Here is an 18,684-nt window from a genome sequence, read left to right as displayed (position 1 = left end):
CATGCCGCCCGGTGTCAGATCAGTGGAATATAGAACCTACCAGTGGAAGTCGGCTGTTCAGAATCAGCGAGCGGCCATCCGTGCCATGTGCAGGTCGCCGCCGTCCAGCATGCGCAGGGCCTGCCGTGCCAATGCACGCGAATAGACCCAGTCGCCGGTTGCGGTTTCGAGCTCCATCTGGTCCGAACTTGCGACCGCCCCTTCGAACAGTGACCGGGCGCGCGCCTCGTCGCCCTGCCGCGCATAGGCAATGCCGAGGTTGATCAGCCGCACCGGATCATTCGCGGCAAGCGAGCGATTGGCTTCGATTTCAGCGATGGCACGCAAATTGTCTCCCGCCATCAGGGCTTCGTAGCCGACCCGCGACTCAGTGGCCGTAACTTCGATCTCCGCCGATTCGGCCGGGGCAATTGCGACCGCTTGGGCCCATATCATTGCAGTAACAAGTGATGCTGCAAGCATGCCTATTCTCCCGTTTATGCTGGAAGAATGCGCCAGCACCCCACTACGCGCAATAAAAATGTAACATTGTCATAAATGCGCAATCAAATGGCATCATCATCTTGATTTACATATGTAATATTTCACGCCTGCTGCCCATCCCCTGATCTCGGATCGCGCCCCTCCATGGTCACATTCGTCGTATTTCAGTCATAGTTTGTGGATTGTCGCAAACCCGCAATGTTGGCCAAGAAACTGTCACGCAAGCTGCCTAGCGAACCCCTGCGCAACACCGCGCTTACCAATTCCCGATTCTCGGAATCTCTTGAGGGGACCGCTCGCTGTGAAAAATTTCCACCGCACGCTCATTCTCGGCTGCAGCCTGGTTGCCCTGGCGGGCTGTGGCGCAGACGAAATCGTCTCGCCCGGTACGGGCGGCAACGTCATCATCAACAACCCGTCGCCGACGCCCACGCCCACCCCGACTCCCGGACAGACGGGTGCAGTCGCGGCAACCGATTGCCCCTTCATCTCGGACCCGCAGGGCCTGACCAACCGCGGGACCATTTCGGGGCCGACCGGCACCTATCGCCTGTGCCAGCTGCCCGCGCGGTTCAATCGTTCCTCGCAGCTCCAGTTCACCCCGTCGAACGCCGCCGTGATCTATTTGATCGATGGTCAGGTTGACGTTGGCACTGACGGCGGCCCCGCCGCTGATGCTTCGGATGGCCTAAGCGACACCAACGTCGTGCTGACGATCGAGCCGGGCGTGACCCTGGCCGGCCTCGATGCGTCCTATCTCAACGTCAACCGCGGCAACGAGATCCAGGCCAACGGCACGGCCGCTCGCCCGATCATCTTCACCAGCACCCAGAACGTGCGCGGCGAAAACTCGGATACTTCGTCCGGCCAGTGGGGCGGCCTGATCCTCAACGGGCGAGCCCCGGTGACGGACTGCCTTTCCAACACGGCAACCCCCGGCTCGGTCAATTGCGAGCGCGAGGTGGAAGGCACGACCACCCCGCCGCGCTACGGCGGCAATGATGCCGCCGACAGCTCGGGCAGCATCAGCTTTGTCCAGCTGCGCTATTCGGGTTCGGTTCTCGCCAATGGCGACGAACTGCAGTCGCTCACCACCGGCGGTGTCGGTTCGGGCACCGTCTTCAACAATATCATGTCGTTCAACAGTTCGGATGACGGGGTCGAATTCTTCGGTGGCCGCGTGAACATCAAGGGGCTGGTCGTGGTCGGCGCAGAGGATGACTCGATCGATACCGACACCGGTGTGAAAGCATCGCTGCAATATGTCGTGGCCGTCCAGCGCGCAGGCGCAGGCGATACGATCATCGAAGCTGACTCATCGAACACGCTCGAAGAGAACACCCCACGTCAGAACACGCTGATTTCCAACGCGACATTCATCCAGCGTCGAAATGGCGACCAGGTGATCCGCTTCCGCGGCAAGACGGACTATTCGCTGTTCAACACGATCGTCGTCGATGGTTCATCCAACGGCACGGCTTGCGTGCGCGTTGACGGCATCGACGCCTTGACCCGGGCAGCCGATGCCGGCCTCGACGAGACGGGTCCGGTTCGCTTCGAATCAGTCGGCCTTTCCTGTGCAACCCCGTTCCGTGATGGCAGCGGCACCACCGCAGCGCAGGTCCAGACGCAGTTCAACGCGGGTTCGAACAACAATTCGAACCTCGTGAGTACGCTGACGATGACCTACATCAACGGTGCGAACGAGAACGGGATTCCGTTCTTCGATGTGAGCGGGCTTACCAACCCTGCCGGCGTCGCGAACTTCTTCGAGAACGCAGGCTTCGTCGGCGCTGCCCGATCGGGCGACACGCGCTTCCAGGGATGGACCTGCGACTCGTCGACGATCACGTTCGGCAGCAACAGCGGGGCCTGTACCTCGCTGCCTGTCTACACTTCCTGATTGGAGAAAGGGGGAGGTGGCCATGCAATCCGCGTGGCCGCCTCCCCTTTTACGCATGCAGGGCCCGGGCCCTGAATTCGGAATTCAACAGACCTAACTGAAAGGGTCTCAAAGAATGAAAACTGGCAAGCAGTTGGCGGGGCTGCTCCTGCTCACAACCGCACTGACATTTCCGGTGCAGGCCTATGCCCAGGACCAATCGCCGCCCGAACCGAGCGAGCAGGAACCTGCAGGCGACCAATCGGCCCAGCCGCCCGTCGAGGACGAGGTCGCAGAGCCGGACATCTCGGTACCCGGAGGCGGGATCATCGTGACTGGGCGGCGCTTCCGCGATGTGACGCGCAGTTCGACCCAGGTCGTCTCGGTACTTTCCAGCGAGGAAATCGCGCGGACCGGTGAAGGCGACATTGCCGGCGCGCTTGGCCGCGTTACCGGCCTTTCGGTTGTCGGCAACGGCTTCGTTTTCGTACGCGGCCTTGGCGATCGCTATTCGCTGGCGCTGCTCAACGGCTTGCCCTTGCCTTCGCCCGAGCCGCTCAGCAGGGTCGTTCCACTCGATATCTTCCCCACCAATGTCATTGCCTCCTCGCTGGTGCAGAAGACATACTCCACCAACTTCCCCGGCGAATTCGGCGGCGGCGTCATCAACCTGACCACGCGCGCCGTTCCTGACGAAGGCTTCGTGAAGATCAGCCTGGGGATGAGCGGCGATACCGAAACCACCTTCAGCAATGGCCTCGACTATTACGGGTCGGGCTATGACTGGTCGGGCTTCGACGATGGCACGCGCGACGTCCCGCCCGCCCTGCAGGCGTTCTTCGACAGCGGGCTGCGGATCAACGATCCCGAAGTCGACCAGCAGGCCATCGTCAAGCAGCTGGGCAATCCCAACCTCATCCTGCTTCAGGAAGTTGGCAGCACGCGTCCGAATTTCTCGGGCGGGATAACTGCGGGGACCGCGTTTGACATCGGTTCCGACGGACGGCTCGGCATCATCGGGACCGCATCGCTCAGCAACAAGCTGCGGACCAAGGTCGTCACTTCACAGAACCCGCTGAATGCCGATCTCGAACTTGACCGCGATTCCCGCAATTTCGTGACCGACAATCGCATGCTCGCAAACGCCATGCTCGGATTCGGGCTTGAGCTGGGCGAACACAAGCTGCGCTGGACCAACCTCTTCATCCGCGACACGATCAAGCAATCGGGGCTGGGCTTCAGCGAATTGCTGCTCGATGGCGACAGCACGATCACTCAGAATACCGGGTGGTATGAAAGGCAATTGTTCGACACCCAGATGGTTGCCGAGCTCAAGTTTGCCGACCTTTCGGTAGACCTGCGGGGCGGCTATGCACAGACTCAGCGCCAGGCCCCGTTCGAATATGAGTTCGTCTATGTCCGCACCAACCAGGACAATGAGGATACGGGCGACATCTACATCAACGTGCTCGACCGCCAACGCGGGAGCGCATCGGTCGCCTTCTCCGACCTGACCGAGGATCTGTATTACGGCGGCATCGATCTGAGCTATCCGCTGGCCGACTGGCTGAGCGCGACCGTCGGCTATGCCTATACGGACACCAGCCGCCTCTCAGAGCGGCGCCAGTTTCTTATCGACGGGGGCTCGCTTGAGCCGGCCGTCGGCGCACTCCGCCCCGATCTCTTGCTGGGTGACGCAATCATCGACTTCTATGGCATCGGTTTGAGCGAACCGACCCAGACGGACCCGGCGTTCCAGGCCGATCTCGAGATTCAGGCGGCCTACGCCAAGGTCAATCTTTCGCCGATCGTCGGCGTCAGCCTCGATGTCGGCGTCCGCTATGAAGATGCAAGCCAGTCGGTGGCAACGGTCCAGCGGTTCGAAAATCCCTTCATTTCGCTGGCCACGACGCAGATCGACAATGACTACTTCCTGCCGGGCGCCACGCTCACCTGGGAAGTCACGGACTCGCTGCAGGTCCGGGCAAGCGCTTCGAAAACCATCGCGCGGCCCCAGTTCCGCGAGCTGATTTTCCAGCCCTATACCGATCCTGACAATCAGCGTCAGTACATCGGCAACCCTGCCTTGCAGGACTCGGAACTGTTCAATGCCGAAGCGCGCGCCGAATATTACTTCGGCCGCGGCAATCGCGTTTCGCTGACCGGCTTCTACAAGGAAATCGACAACCCGATCGAACCCTATGTCTCGATCGGCGCGGACACCAGCTTCACTACCCGCTTTGCCAATGCGCCAAAGGCCCAGCTGTTTGGTGCCGAAGCAGACTTTCAGTGGACCAAGCCGCTGTTCGATTGGGGTGCCACCGGCTGGCTTGAAACCAAGCAGCTGATCTTCGTCGCCAACTACACCTACACTCAGTCCGAGCTCAAAGTTGCAGCAGGCGACACCACGCGGATCTTCACTGCGGGTGTTGGCGCAATCGAAGCCGATGCCGCATTGTTCTTCAACGACGGCGACCCGCTGACGGGCCAATCGGATCACCTCGTCAATTTGCAGTTCGGGATCGAAGACCAGGACAAGCTGCAGCAGTTCACCTTCCTGCTGAACTATGCGAGCAAGCGGGTCACGCGGCGCGGAACCGCCGGCCTGCCCGACATCGTCGAAGATCCCGGCCTGACGCTGGACTTCGTCGCCCGCCAGGAAGTGAAGCTGTTCAAGCAGCCGCTCGAGCTGAAGCTCGAAGCACGCAACATCTTTGGCAGAGGCAATTTCGAATACCTCCAAAACGACGCCAACCGCATCGAGATCAACAGCTACGATGTCGGGACTTCGTTCTCGATCGGGATTTCGGCCGAGTTCTGACCTGTCCTCCCCGGGTCGGATAGCGAAGGCCGCTCCGCAATGCGGGGCGGCCTTTTGCTATGGCGGATCGAAAGGCAGGTCGTGCCGAGTCTAGTCTTCAATAGCTGTCGAAGACGTATCCGAGCGCGCGCACTGTGCGCACAGGGTCACCGCCGCCTGCCGCCTTGATCGCGCGGCGCAAGCGCCCGATCCAGACATCGACGGTGCGTTCGTCGATTGCTGGTTCGCGCTTGCCAAGCCCTTCGATCAGGTCAGCGCGCGCCATGACCCGGTCAGGGTTTTCGGCAAGGAAGCGCAGCAGGCGAAACTCGTTGGGGCTAAGCTCGATCGGATGCCCCGCCCAGCGCGCCTGATAGGCAATCGTATCGATCACCAGCGGGCCGACTTCGATCGTCGGCATGCGCCGCAGTTCGGGCACGGGAGCGGACGCAGCCAGGCGTTGCGACTGGAGCGCAAGAACCCGGTCGAGCACGCCGATCCGATCGAGCGGGCCCACCATGTAATCATCTGCTCCGGCCCGAAGCGCGCGGCGCCGGTCCTCGACGTCATCCGCTTCGAGCACGATGGTGATATGCGCTTCGGCAGTGCGCGGATCGGCGCGCAACCGGCGGCACATCTCCAGCCCGGCCATATCGTCGGTTACCCAGTCGATGAAGGCCCAGACCTGCCCTTCGATCAGGCGGCGCGGCCCCTCGGACCCGATCCTGTCGAAGGTGAAGCGCAGTTCGTTATGGACGAAATCGTCAAGCGTTTCGCCCAGTTCACCTGTAAGGAAGATATTGATGACGCCCACAATCATCCACCTGTTGCTGCAGGTGGAATGACTCAGCCGTGTGACGGGTTCGTGACTTGGACGCGCCCTATTGCGCGGTTTTTTGCAGCTTCAGCTTTTGGCCTGCTTCAGAGAAGGCTGACCTGGTCCATCGGAGGCAATGCCAGGCCCATTCCGGTGGGCCATTTTGGCCGGTAGGGCGCTTCGAGCGCGGCAATCTCGTCAGCCGTCAGCTCGATCTCAAGCGCGGACACAGCTGCGTCGATATGGTGCTGCCTGGTCGCGCCGATGATCGGTGCCGTCACGGCAGGCTTGGTGAAGTGCCAGGCCAGCGCCACGCTGGCTCGCGTGGCTCCGCGCGCTTCGGCAATCTTGCCCACGGCGTCGATCACCGCGCGATCGGCGGCCTCGCCTTCCTTGTAGAGCGCCTTGCCCACTCCGTCGGTCTTGCTGCGGACCGTCTCTTCCTCTGCAGCGCGCGCCAGCCGCCCACGGGCGAGCGGGCTCCACGGGATCACTCCCACGCCTTCGTCCTCGCACAAGGGCAGCATTTCGCGCTCTTCCTCGCGGTAGATGAGGTTGAGCTGGTTCTGCATCGAAATGAAGCGCGTCCAGCCATTGGCGCGCGCAGCCTCCTGCGCCTTGGCGAATTGCCACGCATACATGGAGGAAGCGCCGATGTAGCGCGCCTTGCCCGCCTTCACGATGTCGTGCAGCGCTTCCATCACTTCTTCAACCGGCACCTCGTGGTCCCACCGGTGGATCTGGAACAGGTCGACATAATCCATGCCGAGCCGCCGCAGGCTGTCGTCGATGGCATGCATCAGGCTCTTGCGTGACAGCCCGCCGGCATTGGGCGCGCTGCGCCATGGGAAGTAGGCCTTGGTGGCGACCACGATCTCATCGCGCCGTGCCATCTCATTGAGCAGCTTGCCGGTGATTTCCTCCGACGTACCGCCAGCATAGATATTGGCAGTGTCGAAGAAATTTATGCCGGATTCGAGCGCCTTGCGGAAGAAGGGGCGGCTATGTTCCTCGTCGAGCAGCCAATCACCATGCCAACCCTTGTTGGTATCGCCATAGCTCATGCAGCCAAGGCACAGGCGCGAGACCATCAGGCCCGATTTGCCGAGACGGGTGAATTTCATCGCGTGGTTCCCTTCGTCACAAGGACAGGCCGCCGTCGACGATCAGCGTCTGGCCGGTCACGTAACTCGACAGTGGCGAAGCGAGATAGAGCGCCGCGCCCGCCATGTCGTCTGGCGATCCCATCCGGCCCAGTGGGACGCGTGCAATCACTCCCTCGCGGCGTTTCTCGCTCTCGGTCGTGACCTTGGTCATCTTGGTCGGGACAAAGCCGGGGGCTATCCCGTTGACTCTGATCCCTTCCGCCGCCCAGGCCTGCGCAAGCGAGCCGACCAGGCTGACCGCAGCGGCCTTGCTGGCGCCATAGGCCGGATTGCCGATCATCGCGTGGAACGCCCCCGTCGAGCTGACGACGATGATCGAGCCATGCCGTTCGGCGAGGCCCGGATGGAAGGCGCGCGCGCAGTCCATCACTGAGTGGAGGTTGACTTCGATCACCGCGTCCCAGCCTTCGCGCTCGAACTCCTTGCGACCATATCGGACCGCGCCCTGGCACAGCACCAGCACGTCGATGGCGCCCATCGCCGCCGCCAATCCGTCGGCGGCATTGCGATCGGTCACGTCGAGTTGGTGATAGGCGAGCCCGGTGAAGTCGCTATCCTCGGACTCGAGATAATCGCCTTCGTCATGCCTTGTGCCAGTTACATGCACTTCGGCACCGCGCTCGCGAAAGCCATGCGCTATGCCATTGCCGATCCCGCTCGAACCGCCCACGATGAGTACGCGCTTGCCGGTGAAATCGAGCGGATCGGACGGTAGGGACATTGGGCAAACTCTCCGTTAGATCGAGCGGCTGATCACTTCCTTCATGATCTCGTTGGTGCCGCCGAAGATACGCGTGACGCGCGCATCGCGCCACAGTCGGGCGATGGCATATTCGTTCATATAGCCTGCGCCGCCATGCAACTGCAGCGCGGTGTCGCAAGCTTCCCATTGCAGATCGGTGTGCCACAGCTTGGCTGCGCTCGCTTCATCGGTGGTAAGTTCGCCCGCGAGGTGCTTGCGGATCGCCCAATCGAGATGCGCCCAGCCGACCTGGATCTTGGCCTTGAGATCGGCCAGCGTGAATTTTGTGTTCTGGAATTCGAACACGGTCTTGCCGAAAGCCTTGCGGTCCTTGGTGAACTTGACCGCCTCGTCAAAGGCGCGCTGCGCCGCGGCTTGCGCGCCCACGGCGATACCGAGCCGTTCCTGCGGCAGTTCTTCCATCAGATGGATGAACCCGCGGCCTTCGCCGCCAAGGATATTGGTCTTGGGCACACGGCAATCGGTGAAGAACAGCTCCGATGTGTCGGCCGAGTGCTGGCCGATCTTGTCGAGGTTGCGACCGCGTTCGAAGCCCGGCGTATCGGCATCGACCAGCACCAGCGTGGTGCCCTTGGCGCCCTGGCTCGGATCGGTCTTGGCGACCACGATCACGCAATCGGCGTTCTGGCCATTGGTGATGTAGGTTTTCGAGCCATTGACGACGAGGTGGTTGCCATCCGCGACCGCGGTGGTGCGGATCCCCTGCAAGTCGCTGCCCGCACCCGGCTCAGTCATGGCGATCGCAGTGATGACGTCGCCCGACACCATGCCCGGCAAATATTTCTGGCGCTGCTCCTCGGTGCCGAGCCGCTCGATATAATTGGCGGTAATGTCGTTCTGCAGCGTGAAGCCGGCCGACGAACCGAGATAGGACAGCTCTTCGCACAGCACGCAGTTGAAGCCGAAATCGAGCCCAAGCCCGCCATTCTCGGGCTTCACGGTCGGGCACAGCAGCCCCGCCTCACCCATCGCTTTCCACGTCTCGCGCGGGACGATGCCGTTCGCCTCGTGCTCGTCGAGATGAGGCGTAAGATGCTGGGCGAATACCTTGCGCACCGTGTCGCGGAACGCTTCATGGTCTTCGTTATAGGCGGTGCGATGACTGGTATCGAGCATGGTTGCGGCTTTCCTCGGCTCAGTTGGACGCTGCGGCACCATGCCTGCGGCATGGGCCCGAAACAGTGCCATGCCAGCACAGGCGAAACAATGGACTTGGCGAATGTGACAGCATCGCGCCAGCTTGGCGTGCGCGGCCATCGGAGTTATCCTGTTCAGCCATACCAGGGTCGCAAGCACTGGGGGACGTATGACGGATCCACTCGATACCGGCGCACTGGTCGGCTGGAAGGTCAATGATCTTGGCCCGCGCATGGTGCTTCGCCTGCAGACGATGCACCGGACCGAAGAAAGCGAAAAGGAACTGCGCGAACGCGCCGTGCTGCTCGATCGCAACCAGGCCGTGCTGCTGGCCAACTATCTCTATGAAATAACCGGCCAGTCGCGCCCAAAGCGGCGCAGCCTGCTGCAGACGCTGTTCGGGAACTGAACCCGCCGACGAGGCTGGTGCCTCAATCCGCCAATATGTCGCGCAGGCTTCCGTCATAGGCCCAGCTCTTGTTGGCATTGATCAGGTGCAGGCGCCAATGTTTCGCCGCCGCCTCTCCATCCCCCGCTTCGATCAGGTCGAGCAGCTTGCGCAGGCTCTTGAGCGCGGTGGTGCTTTCGGCCACCCTTCCCTCGGCATCGCGCCGGATCAGCCGCAATTTCACTTCATCCATCAGCTCGTGCAGCATCTGGATCATGAAATGCAGCGTGCGGTTGCCGCCCTGCTCGACCAAGTGCTCGTGGAATTCGGTCAGCGCCGCAATGAAACCGCGCGTGTCGCCTGCACGGTCGAGCGCTTCGAGCCGGTCGACTTCAAGGCGCAGCGGCTTGACCGCCGCCTTGCCGCCACGGCGCGAAAGGCGGCGCACCGCAAACAGCTCGATCGCAAGGCGCGCTTCGAAAATATCGGGCACGGTCACTTCATTGGCCTGCAGGACGAAGCTGGCATAGCGCGACACGCCGCTCACTTGTGGCTGGCTGACCCGCGCGCCGCTGCGCGATCCGCGCGAGACCGAGATCAGCCGTTCCGCCTCGAGGATACGAAACGCCTCGCGCAATGTGGGGCGCGAGATCCCGAACTGCTCCATCAGCTGGCCTTCGGGCGGCAACGACGCCCCCTCCGCCAGTTCGCCCGAGATGATGCGTTTTCGAATGCGGTCGGCGACAATCTCGGCGGTCTTGGGTACACGCAAGGCTTCCGACTGGCCGAGATCGGGCATCACCGCTCGCGTGCCTTCGCCCCGCCCCGTATAGTCCGCCCGTGCCATGATACCTGTGTCGTCCCCGCGCCGTGACTGTCCTTGTCTTACCTAGTTAGCGAACTGGCGCGCGAGGTGCCATCCCTTTGACGCGATGGACGACAAATCGCTCCAGCGCTTGCAGGATCACTTGCGCCTGACTGCGACTAGCGTTCGCCGTCCGAGCCAACATGGTTCGAGACGAGTTCTGCAATCGCCAGAGAGGACGTTACGCCGGGGCTCTCGATCCCAAACATGTTGATGAGTCGTGGGAGGCCATGATCGGCCTCGAACTGAAGCGAGAAATCTGCCGCACTTTCGCCGGGTGCTGAAATCTTTGGCCTGTAACCGGCAAAATCCGGCACCAGTTTCTCCACGGGCAAGTCCGGCCAATAGGTGCGGATAGAAGCCGCGAACGAGTCCCGCAGCTCATCGGGAACGCCATAATCCAGTGCGTCGGCGGCCAAATCGCCCGTAGACCAATCAATGTCCGGCCCGAACCGTACCGATCCAGCCAGATCCAGCGTGGCATGAACACCGAGGCCCCCGTTGCCGGGGACAGGGTAGACAAGGCGCTTGAACGGTGAAGGGCCCGATAAGCTGAAGTAATGCCCCTTGGCCATCCATTGACGTGGAATCTTGGATTCGGGAAACCCCGAAATTCGCCGCGCAATCTGCGGCGCCGACAAGCCTCCACAATTGATGAGCCAATCCGTCCGCAGGATTGCTTCATCGGCTCCGCCTGTCGTCACCACATGGGCGCTGCCGTCGCTCTGAGAACCGATGAAGGGCGTGTTCAGTGCCACAACGCCTCGGGATTCTTCGATGCGTACCAGCAATGAAAGCATATAGGCGTGGACATCCACTATGCCGGTTTCGGGCGACAGCATTCCTCCTACACAATGGACAGCCGATTCAAGCGCGGCGATCTGGTCAGACGTTGCCAGTGCCACATTTGGAACTTCATTTTCACACGCGCGCTCATAAAGCCTCTCGATTGCTTCCAGTTCTTGTCCACTGGCGGCAACGATGACCTTGCCGCATTTAAGGAAGGGGACGCCAAACTTCGGCAAGTGCTCATAAAGGAGCGTTGCTCCTCGAAGGCAAAGGCGGTGTTTGAGGCTCCCGGTAGGATAGTAGATGCCAGCGTGAATAACGCCGCTGTTGCGAGATGAGATGCCCGTCCCGATCCTGCCTTCACTCTCGAGCACGACAACGGATTTTCCGAGTTCGCCAAGGTAAGCGGCGCAAGCAAGGCCGACAACGCCGCCACCGATTATCACGACATCAAAATCGGATTCCCCCTGCATCCGCTGGTTCCCCTAGAGACGCCGCCCTGCGACAAGGGCGGTGCTGCTGCGTGGAGCCGACATGCTGGCCGCCACGCACCCGACAATGAGCCATAGAAACGGTGCGGTCTTCACCGAGAAAATGGAAGTCCCGCTAACCAGCATGTTCATGAAGACATAGGTCGCGGTCAACTGCGCGCACACCTTGGACCTGGGCGTTTCGCCAGCGGAGAACAGCGAGGCGAACAGCCAATAGGCAATCAAACCGAACACGGTACTTGCTGTGATAATATAGACGTAGCCGCTATCGACGTAGTCGCTTGCTGTGCTCGCTGCGGTGCCGAGATATTCCGACAGCTCCAGTCCCGACAGGCTGCGCATGGTATAGCCGATGCGTCCGGCAAGATTGTCCTCGGTCGTCGGAGGAAGGAAGTTATACAGCCCGACCGCCACGATGAGGCACAGGGGAAGCACCGTGAGCGGTGTGAGGCGCGGCAATTTGGGGCCGGTAATTGCGATCAGGGGAGCAAGCACGAACAGGGCCGAGGCCGTCCGCGATGCAGTCGCAATGCACATCAGGGCGACCGCAGCGAGAAGCCAGATCCTTTCTTGCTTCGAAAGGTCGGTCCAGAAAGTGTAGACATACAGCGTGGAAATCATCGCGAAATTGCCAAGGGAAACCTGTTCGAGAAACACCGACGAACCGCGGTGATCCATGATGTTGAACAAGGAAAAGCGGCCTTCCCAGCCCAGCGCGTTACCAAAAAGGCCACTCTCGTCGTAATCGGGAACGTCGAGGCCGCGGGTCGCAGCGAAATATTCGGCGGGCTGGAAAATGGCAACGTAGGTGCCGACCGACAGGATCTCGATAACGAGTATGGCCGTGACAATGAAGACAGCGGCATTCATCGTCATTCGCAGTTGTTGCTGGGAATATCGCAATCCAACCAGCGTGAAAGCGGTGACGATCACGATATTTCTTATCATCCCGACCTGAAGCGAGTTCTCAAGCAAAGAGACCCACAGGGCGATCAAAATGAAAACGACAAGCAGGGCGACGGGCGCCAGGTCCTTGGGGCCCTTGGGCGTCAGCAGGAAAGCGACGATTGCCGAGGAAAGCAGAAGCAATTCAGCCAGAGCGACTTGGTTAAAACCAAGCCGGAACACATGCGCGCTGATGATCGCGAGCAAACCGTTCAGGACCAGCGGTGCCAATCCCAGGGCCGGCCAGATCAGCGAATGCCATTCGAACGCACCTTTCGAGACCGGCGGGTTTTCGGTCGGCAAGGGCATCGGTTCGACCGACAGGTCCTGCGTCGGTCGCTGTTGGCGTGCGCTCTTCCATTTCCTCGCCAAACTATCGGCCGGTGTGCCCGTCAGGCGAGACGTTTCGTTCATTCGACGATCAGGACCGACGGAGGAGGAACGCTTTCGCCACGCAGGAACTGGCACACGCGCTCAAGCTCACGCAACGAGGCAACATGCTCCTGCACCGCGACAACCAGGTTGTCGGCGCCGATCGCAATATTTGCCAGATGGTACTGCTCAAGCTGCCCCGCATCGACAAACACGAAATCGTAGCGCTTGCCGATCGGCTGCAGGCGATGGAACAGGCGTTGGCGCGCCATGCTGCTCGAAACACCCGGCAGGGACGGACCACTGGTCAATAGGTCAAGGTTTGCAAACTCGGTTCGCTGGATCATGCGGTGCGGGGGGTCTGAACTGCAAAGCAGTGTGGACATGCCAATTTCGTTGTCGACCCCGAAATCTTCGTGCAACCGCGGTGCCACGAAGTTGGCATCGACCAACAACACGCGCAGCCCGTTGCTGGCGCAGGCCATTGCAAGGCTTACGCATGTTGGAGTGACGGCTCTCGCACAGTTGATTCCGCCCATGACCACTTTTTGCGGATTCCTGTCATGCGAGCGGTTGTCGATCAGCGATGCCAGTATCTCCTTGATCTGCACAGCATAGGCCTCGCGCCAGGCTGCCCTGCTTGCCAATTGGTCGGCGTCGAGATCACCGGATTCCTGAGGGTCCGCATAGGGCGACATCTCAGAGCCGGTCTCGGCATCCAATCCACGCCTGAAAATCCGCGTCAGAGGGCGAAGAAATTCCATGGTCATGCCGGTCCTCCCAACAACCTCGGACCATCGCCTTTGCCGATAGAGAGGGGGCCCGGCGCTGGCAGCGCAACGCGGCCGATGACGCGGGCACCCAGCAACCGCTCTACTCCGCGCCAGCTGCGGACACGCGGATTGAGGTATTCGAGGAGGATGGCAAGGCACACTCCGATCAACCCTCCGAGCAATCCGGCTAGAGCCACAGTCAATGGGATGCTGGGCACGCGCGAAGTCAGGAACGGCGAAGCGCGATCGAGAACCTGAACTTCGGTCTGTGGCACTTCGCTTTGCAGCCGCATCTTGGAAAGGCGCTCACTCAACGCGTTGAAATTTTGCTGCGCAGCCACGAATTCGTTTTGCAAGGTGTTGTAGCGCGCAACGTTCTCACCCTGGCTTTGCAACCTCCTCCGCTGCTCGGCTTCCAGTGTCCGAAGTCTCGCCTCGCTGGCGATCGCCGCTGCGCGCTCCGCGTTCGCAGAAGCCTGCCGCGCACCGGAATAAGCGCCACGCACTGTCGCAAGCTCTGTTTCAAGTCGCTCGTTGAGCGTTCTTACCTGCGCGGTCGTTTTCATCACCTCAGGATGGGTTGGCCCGTAAACGGCCTTTAGCTGCGAAAGCAACGCAGTGGCCTGCGCGATTTCCGTACGAAGACGCTGGATCGCCTCGCTGTTTTCGGCATCGCCGACACCCTGTTCGTCAGCGAACGCAGACTGCCTTGCCGAAGCCGCACGCGCTTCGGCAATTGCCAGCTGGCCGGCAATGTCCGCCAGTTGCGTGCCTTCAGAACTCAGATCATTGCCTTGGGCAAGACCGGTCCGGCTTACCAGTTCGCTGAGGGTCTTTTCGCGCGCTTCCACTTCAACGCGGGCCAGATCGACCTGCTTTTCAAGCCACGCTGCGTAGGCCTTGGCCGGTTCGGTGCGCAGTTCATAGCGCGAGTCCACTGCCGCGTCAGCAAAACCATTGGCGATGCGCGCGGCATCTTCGGGCGACCGAGCAGAGGCGTTTATCGCGACGATGTTGGTGTCTTTCCCGATATTCACATTGACTTGGTCCAGTATCCAGACCGTCAACCACTCGGCATAGGGCTTGTCGCCCCCAGAGCGCTTCCAGGCACCCTTCACCTCATCGTCCTTGTCGAACCCAGCCTTCACGGCTGCCTGGCTTGCAACGCCTGGCGATGTCACCAGCTCCGCCTGCGTTGCCATGACAGTCTTTATTTCGGAGCGCTGGGCTTGCTCGTCGACCGGGTCGGGCTGATCAACATCAACAATGAGACTGGCGCGCGCCTCGTATTTTGGAGTGACGACCAGCAAATAGGCAAGCGCCGCCAAGATTGCGGCACCGAAGACGATGGCCACCACTTTCCAGCGGAATCTGACGGCGTCGAGAACGTCCAGGATACTATACATCGGCTTCCTCGCTGGCATATTTGCGCCTGGTGTGCTCGCGGCCGATGGCCTGCAGTGCGACCAGGAATTGCGGTGCGGTACCGTCGCGGAAGACCGCGCCTTCCTTTGTGTGGACAAGCGCGCCTCCGAAAGCGTCGAGTTCCTCGGTCACCTCGCGGTCACGCAATTCAGGAACAGCATTTTCGAGGGCATCGGACATGCTCCCCTTGGGACTCACTAGCGCCTTGCTCAACTCCACAAAGCGGGCAGGATTGCCGTGCCAGCCATCGACGATCCGGCGGAACACCGTTGCATCGTCGGGATTAATGGAGGCCCATTCCTGATAGCTGTGGGCGAGCCCGGTGTAGGCGTCTTTCTCCGACACGACCTTGGACCCGCGGCCGGCCGCTACGATCGCAGCGTTCATTCCGAACAACCGGGCGTGATAGGGGGAGCCCATAGCGGTGCGAACCAGCAGGTCCTTGGCCTCGTCCGAAAAGCTTATGCCGCTGCGCGACGAGCAAATATCGAACAGGCTTAGAATTGCACTTTCTTCGAGCGGCTTGGTGAGCACCTGAGTAACGTGCCGCAGCAAGGAGGGGTGGCTATCGATGATGTCAACAAAGCTTGCCTCATCGCCAGCCAGCACCATCCTTACGGGCAAGCGCCGATCGGAGATCAGTTTCAGGGTAGCGGCGATATCGGCACGCGCCTCTTCGCACTGCACCCGGTCGAACTCGTCGATGACCATGACAACCTGCGAATATTCGACCATGGCCGCGATCGTGACCGCCTGGAGCGGCGTACCGTCGCGCCCGAAGGCTTCGACGCGACTCTCGAATAAATCGGCCTTGTCCGGATCGACGCACGAATAGGGAATCTGCTCCAGAAGTTCACGAAATAGCGCACCGAACTGCGTGTCCTTGGCGCAGGACGTATTGACCACAACGACACCGTCACGGTCAGCCAGGTGCCCAAAAACGCGCAGTAACGAAGTCTTGCCCGACCCGCGCAATCCGGCAATGAACGCGTGATTGCGTCGATAGAGAACCGCGCCAAGGAGGGTACGCAGTTCATTGTCGCGCCCGCGAAGGTCAACAGGCTGGTTCGCGGGTTGGGAAGCATCAAAAGCACTGTAGATCATGTCTTCAGCGGATGGCTCCCAAACCAGGCCCTGGTCCTCTGGAACTTGCAACGACCGACTCTCGCCTTCGGTGCCTTGCTCAGTTACAAGCCCGCCAGCCTTGGCGCCGTCAGCCAATTCCTTGCACGGCTCCGGCTGATCGAGCTCGTCCGTTTCGGCATTTTCCTCGCCTGAGGCACTATCTTCGCCCGGATCTTCCTGCTCGCAGCCATAGTCATCGGGCTCAAGCTCTTCATGCCTGCTGCGCGATCCCAGAGATGCAAACCAACGATTCTTAGCCATAACGAGCTCTTTTCTACCAAACGAGCCAGGCCTGTTGGAATCAGGCCGCATCTCGTTCCTTATTGTTCCACCCGGTTTCCGAACCGGAGACGCCGAACCCGCGTTCGCGAGAGTTGGACGTCAATGAAATCTGTTTTGCGATAACCCGTTACTTGCTTGTTTTTTAACGTCTAAAACCGCGCGGCGCAGCGCGGATCAGTGGCTCCCGTCCTTGTTCCCTCCACCCATCTTTTCACGCAAGACACCGAAGAGGAATACGAAATTGCCGACGAGATATCGTCGCGCCAGGCGTCTTGGCTCCTTCATTAGACGATACGCCCATTCGAGCCGCAACTGGCGAATGATCCGAGGAGCCCGCGGAAACTTCCCGGCGAGGAAGTCCAGGCAGGCGCCGACACAGATCATAGGGCCGGCAAACTGCGGCGAATGGCGGGCTGCCCAGATTTCCTGTTTCGGCTGCCCCATGCCAACGAGCATGAGCGTAGCCCCCACATCCATTGCTTCCGCCAGTATTTCGTCGGTTTCGCCCGGGCCGAAAAAACCGTCGCGGGTCCCGACTACCCGGACACCGGGATAGCGTCGCTCGATCTCCACCCCGGCCTTTTGAGCGACACCCTTCTCTCCGCCGAGGAGATACACCCGCGACCCGTTGTCGGCCAGTTCAAGCAGACGTGGGCAGAAATCGGTGCCATTGAGGTTTTCCGGGAACGACCGACCGTGCAAGATCCGGCTGGCCAGGTCCACCCCGACGCCGTCATTGAGCACCATGGCTGAGGCCAGGCTCCGCTGCAGCCGGTAGTCTTTGCGCGCGATGTTGATCGTATTTGCGTTGGAAAAGGCGACCAGAAGCGAGCGTCGCTCGCGCATGGCGTCGAGAATGACCCTGGAAGCAGAATCGGAACTGGTCACGTCCACATCGACTGGGCCAAGCCTTCTCTTGGTCTCGTGGGCCAGGCCGGTCATGCCTGCCCCCCCGCTCCAACGGCCTGAAGGTAAGCCTGATCGAACTTGTCGATGGCCTTCTTCCAGCCAAACGGTTGCACTGCTTGCTCGACGTCAGCCATTGAGACTTCCCGCCGGAAACGCTGCTCCGCTTCGAAAAAGGGAGCGACGCTTGCCTTACTGGCAACCTCGTCCTCGAAATCGACGAGCATTCCCAGACCAATGGCATCCACATGGGCCTTGTGCGGCGGGATATCACTCAACACGGGAAAGAGGCCCGCACTTGCGGCCTCAACTGCTGCCAGTCCGAACCCTTCGTATGCGGAACTGGAACAGAAGACACTGGAAGAGCTGATGATCTCGCACAATTCGTCATCACTAGGCGACACCCGGATGTCGACGCTGCCAGAAAGGCCCAGTTCATCGACGAAGCGCATGAGTCGCTCACGCGTGACGTCCATTTCGCGACCCGCGACCACAAGTCGCCAGTCAGGATCGGCATTTCTCACCTCGCTGAACCATGCCAGCAATTTCTCGAGACGCTTGTTCGACGAGAACCGGCCAAAGTACACGATCCGCTTGTCTTGACGCTTCGCCAGACCGGCAAATTTGTCGATGTCGACTGGGTTATTGATGAGAACGACCTTGTCGCCGGCGATCCTTCGGAATTGGTCCGCATCGCTCGTGCTGCAGGCCAATACCGATTCATAGCTTTTCAGCGCTCGGCTGGTCACCAATCTGAAGTAGACTTGCTTCAGCCTTGCAGCGAACCTGGTGTGAAAGAAACCGCCGTGGGTGGTGAGAACCATCCGGGTGCAGTGCGAAGATCGTCTTAGCGCCAGATAATCGCAAAAGAAATCGACCGCATGAACGTGCACGACATCGAAACCCTTGACCAAGTCCAAAGCGCGAGGTGCGATCGGGTATCTGGTCGAACCGAAATAAGGGACGCGCCGGACTTCTACTCCGAAATAGTCTTCCTGGGCCGGCAATTTACCTTGCGTTTCGCTGGCGAAGATTCGGTCGAGCGTGACGACACGCACCCTGTTTCCGGCAGCCGCCTGACGCCGCGCCAACTGCGCAACAAAATTTTCCAAGCCGCCATGAGCCGGCGCAAACTGGCGCACGGCATGAACTATGCTCAACTTGCGGCCAGAATCGTCGTCGCTCAACATCGTCGAGTTATGGGCCATTTAACTAACGCCGCACAATCACCTACAAGGGATCGTACCATTCTTGAACACGGCGAAACAAGCTCTT

16 protein-coding genes are annotated in these 18,684 nt (G+C 60.6%); 3 read left to right on the top strand and 13 right to left on the bottom strand.

Annotated elements, in window-relative coordinates; genetic code table 11:
• Positions 1-63 precede the first annotated feature (63 nt).
• On the bottom strand, positions 64-435 hold the full coding sequence (locus tag ACUJ47_RS11620; RefSeq protein WP_445538555.1) for a hypothetical protein: 372 nt from the start codon (positions 433-435) through the stop codon (positions 64-66).
• Positions 436-784: 349 nt separating this feature from the next.
• Between ACUJ47_RS11620 and ACUJ47_RS11615 the strand changes: the two genes are divergently transcribed.
• Together ACUJ47_RS11615 and ACUJ47_RS11610 are read left to right on the top strand one after the other, a co-directional pair.
• Positions 785-2,386 (top strand): hypothetical protein, encoded by a 1,602-nt coding sequence (locus ACUJ47_RS11615; protein WP_445538554.1) that lies wholly within the window; start codon positions 785-787, stop codon positions 2,384-2,386.
• A gap of 115 nt (positions 2,387-2,501) precedes the next feature.
• A complete protein-coding gene (locus tag ACUJ47_RS11610) occupies positions 2,502-5,186 on the top strand; it encodes a TonB-dependent receptor domain-containing protein (protein ID WP_445538553.1) in 2,685 nt (894 codons plus the stop codon).
• Between the two features lie 97 nt (positions 5,187-5,283).
• Here ACUJ47_RS11610 and ACUJ47_RS11605 read toward each other — a convergent pair whose 3' ends face one another.
• The 4 genes from ACUJ47_RS11605 to ACUJ47_RS11590 form a co-directional block, all read right to left on the bottom strand.
• Positions 5,284-5,985 (bottom strand): response regulator transcription factor, encoded by a 702-nt coding sequence (locus ACUJ47_RS11605; protein WP_445538552.1) that lies wholly within the window; start codon positions 5,983-5,985, stop codon positions 5,284-5,286.
• A 101-nt stretch (positions 5,986-6,086) separates the two neighbouring features.
• On the bottom strand, positions 6,087-7,106 hold the full coding sequence (locus ACUJ47_RS11600; protein ID WP_445538551.1) for an aldo/keto reductase: 1,020 nt from the start codon (positions 7,104-7,106) through the stop codon (positions 6,087-6,089).
• 16 nt (positions 7,107-7,122) lie between these two features.
• Positions 7,123-7,869, bottom strand: a complete 747-nt coding sequence (locus ACUJ47_RS11595) for an SDR family NAD(P)-dependent oxidoreductase (RefSeq protein ID WP_445538550.1) — start codon at positions 7,867-7,869, stop codon at positions 7,123-7,125.
• 15 nt (positions 7,870-7,884) lie between these two features.
• Positions 7,885-9,027 carry an acyl-CoA dehydrogenase family protein gene (locus tag ACUJ47_RS11590; RefSeq protein ID WP_445538894.1) on the bottom strand — a complete coding sequence of 381 codons (1,143 nt, stop codon included), beginning with the start codon at positions 9,025-9,027 and terminating at the stop codon, positions 7,885-7,887.
• Between the two features lie 190 nt (positions 9,028-9,217).
• On the opposite strand from ACUJ47_RS11590, the gene ACUJ47_RS11585 reads away from it, so the two are divergent.
• The gene (locus ACUJ47_RS11585) at positions 9,218-9,457 is read left to right on the top strand and encodes a hypothetical protein (protein WP_445538549.1); all 240 of its coding nucleotides are present in this window, start codon (positions 9,218-9,220) and stop codon (positions 9,455-9,457) included.
• 22 nt (positions 9,458-9,479) lie between these two features.
• On the opposite strand, the gene ACUJ47_RS11580 is transcribed toward ACUJ47_RS11585, so the two are convergent.
• The 8 genes from ACUJ47_RS11580 to ACUJ47_RS11545 form a co-directional block, all read right to left on the bottom strand.
• Positions 9,480-10,283, bottom strand: coding sequence for a FadR/GntR family transcriptional regulator (locus tag ACUJ47_RS11580; protein WP_445538548.1), 804 nt, complete (start codon positions 10,281-10,283; stop codon positions 9,480-9,482).
• Positions 10,284-10,420: 137 nt separating this feature from the next.
• Entirely contained in the window at positions 10,421-11,563 is a 1,143-nt protein-coding gene (locus ACUJ47_RS11575; protein WP_445538547.1) for an NAD(P)/FAD-dependent oxidoreductase, read from the bottom strand.
• Between the two features lie 12 nt (positions 11,564-11,575).
• A complete protein-coding gene (locus tag ACUJ47_RS11570; RefSeq protein WP_445538546.1) occupies positions 11,576-12,940 on the bottom strand; it encodes a hypothetical protein in 1,365 nt (454 codons plus the stop codon).
• A complete protein-coding gene (locus ACUJ47_RS11565) occupies positions 12,937-13,668 on the bottom strand; it encodes a tyrosine-protein kinase family protein (protein WP_445538545.1) in 732 nt (243 codons plus the stop codon). Before ACUJ47_RS11565 ends, ACUJ47_RS11570 begins: the two co-directional genes overlap by 4 nt.
• Positions 13,665-15,077, bottom strand: coding sequence for a GumC family protein (locus ACUJ47_RS11560; protein WP_445538544.1), 1,413 nt, complete (start codon positions 15,075-15,077; stop codon positions 13,665-13,667). The genes ACUJ47_RS11565 and ACUJ47_RS11560 overlap by 4 nt, the downstream gene beginning before the upstream one ends.
• Positions 15,070-16,533 (bottom strand): AAA family ATPase, encoded by a 1,464-nt coding sequence (locus ACUJ47_RS11555; RefSeq protein WP_445538543.1) that lies wholly within the window; start codon positions 16,531-16,533, stop codon positions 15,070-15,072. Before ACUJ47_RS11555 ends, ACUJ47_RS11560 begins: the two co-directional genes overlap by 8 nt.
• Positions 16,534-16,677: 144 nt before the next feature.
• Positions 16,678-17,445, bottom strand: coding sequence for a WecB/TagA/CpsF family glycosyltransferase (locus ACUJ47_RS11550; protein WP_445538542.1), 768 nt, complete (start codon positions 17,443-17,445; stop codon positions 16,678-16,680).
• Positions 17,442-18,599, bottom strand: coding sequence for a glycosyltransferase family 4 protein (locus tag ACUJ47_RS11545; protein ID WP_445538541.1), 1,158 nt, complete (start codon positions 18,597-18,599; stop codon positions 17,442-17,444). Before ACUJ47_RS11545 ends, ACUJ47_RS11550 begins: the two co-directional genes overlap by 4 nt.
• Positions 18,600-18,684 lie beyond the last annotated feature (85 nt).

It is taken from the genome of Altererythrobacter sp. Z27, from assembly GCF_052683155.1.
The sequence above is the reverse complement of the archived record's forward strand: the minus strand, read 5'-3'. Positions and strand labels throughout refer to the sequence as shown.

Coding starts and splice junctions, on each gene's coding strand:
- ACUJ47_RS11575 (WP_445538547.1), bottom strand. CDS start 11,563: ATGCAGGGGGAATCCGATTTTGATGTCGTGATAATCGGTGGCGGCGTT.
- ACUJ47_RS11600 (WP_445538551.1), bottom strand. CDS start 7,106: ATGAAATTCACCCGTCTCGGCAAATCGGGCCTGATGGTCTCGCGCCTG.
- ACUJ47_RS11580 (WP_445538548.1), bottom strand. CDS start 10,283: ATGGCACGGGCGGACTATACGGGGCGGGGCGAAGGCACGCGAGCGGTG.
- ACUJ47_RS11550 (WP_445538542.1), bottom strand. CDS start 17,445: ATGACCGGCCTGGCCCACGAGACCAAGAGAAGGCTTGGCCCAGTCGAT.
- ACUJ47_RS11585 (WP_445538549.1), top strand. CDS start 9,218: ATGACGGATCCACTCGATACCGGCGCACTGGTCGGCTGGAAGGTCAAT.
- ACUJ47_RS11595 (WP_445538550.1), bottom strand. CDS start 7,869: ATGTCCCTACCGTCCGATCCGCTCGATTTCACCGGCAAGCGCGTACTC.
- ACUJ47_RS11590 (WP_445538894.1), bottom strand. CDS start 9,027: ATGCTCGATACCAGTCATCGCACCGCCTATAACGAAGACCATGAAGCG.
- ACUJ47_RS11560 (WP_445538544.1), bottom strand. CDS start 15,077: ATGTATAGTATCCTGGACGTTCTCGACGCCGTCAGATTCCGCTGGAAA.
- ACUJ47_RS11605 (WP_445538552.1), bottom strand. CDS start 5,985: ATGATTGTGGGCGTCATCAATATCTTCCTTACAGGTGAACTGGGCGAA.
- ACUJ47_RS11570 (WP_445538546.1), bottom strand. CDS start 12,940: ATGAACGAAACGTCTCGCCTGACGGGCACACCGGCCGATAGTTTGGCG.
- ACUJ47_RS11545 (WP_445538541.1), bottom strand. CDS start 18,599: ATGTTGAGCGACGACGATTCTGGCCGCAAGTTGAGCATAGTTCATGCC.
- ACUJ47_RS11555 (WP_445538543.1), bottom strand. CDS start 16,533: ATGCGGCCTGATTCCAACAGGCCTGGCTCGTTTGGTAGAAAAGAGCTC.
- ACUJ47_RS11620 (WP_445538555.1), bottom strand. CDS start 435: ATGATATGGGCCCAAGCGGTCGCAATTGCCCCGGCCGAATCGGCGGAG.
- ACUJ47_RS11565 (WP_445538545.1), bottom strand. CDS start 13,668: ATGACCATGGAATTTCTTCGCCCTCTGACGCGGATTTTCAGGCGTGGA.
- ACUJ47_RS11610 (WP_445538553.1), top strand. CDS start 2,502: ATGAAAACTGGCAAGCAGTTGGCGGGGCTGCTCCTGCTCACAACCGCA.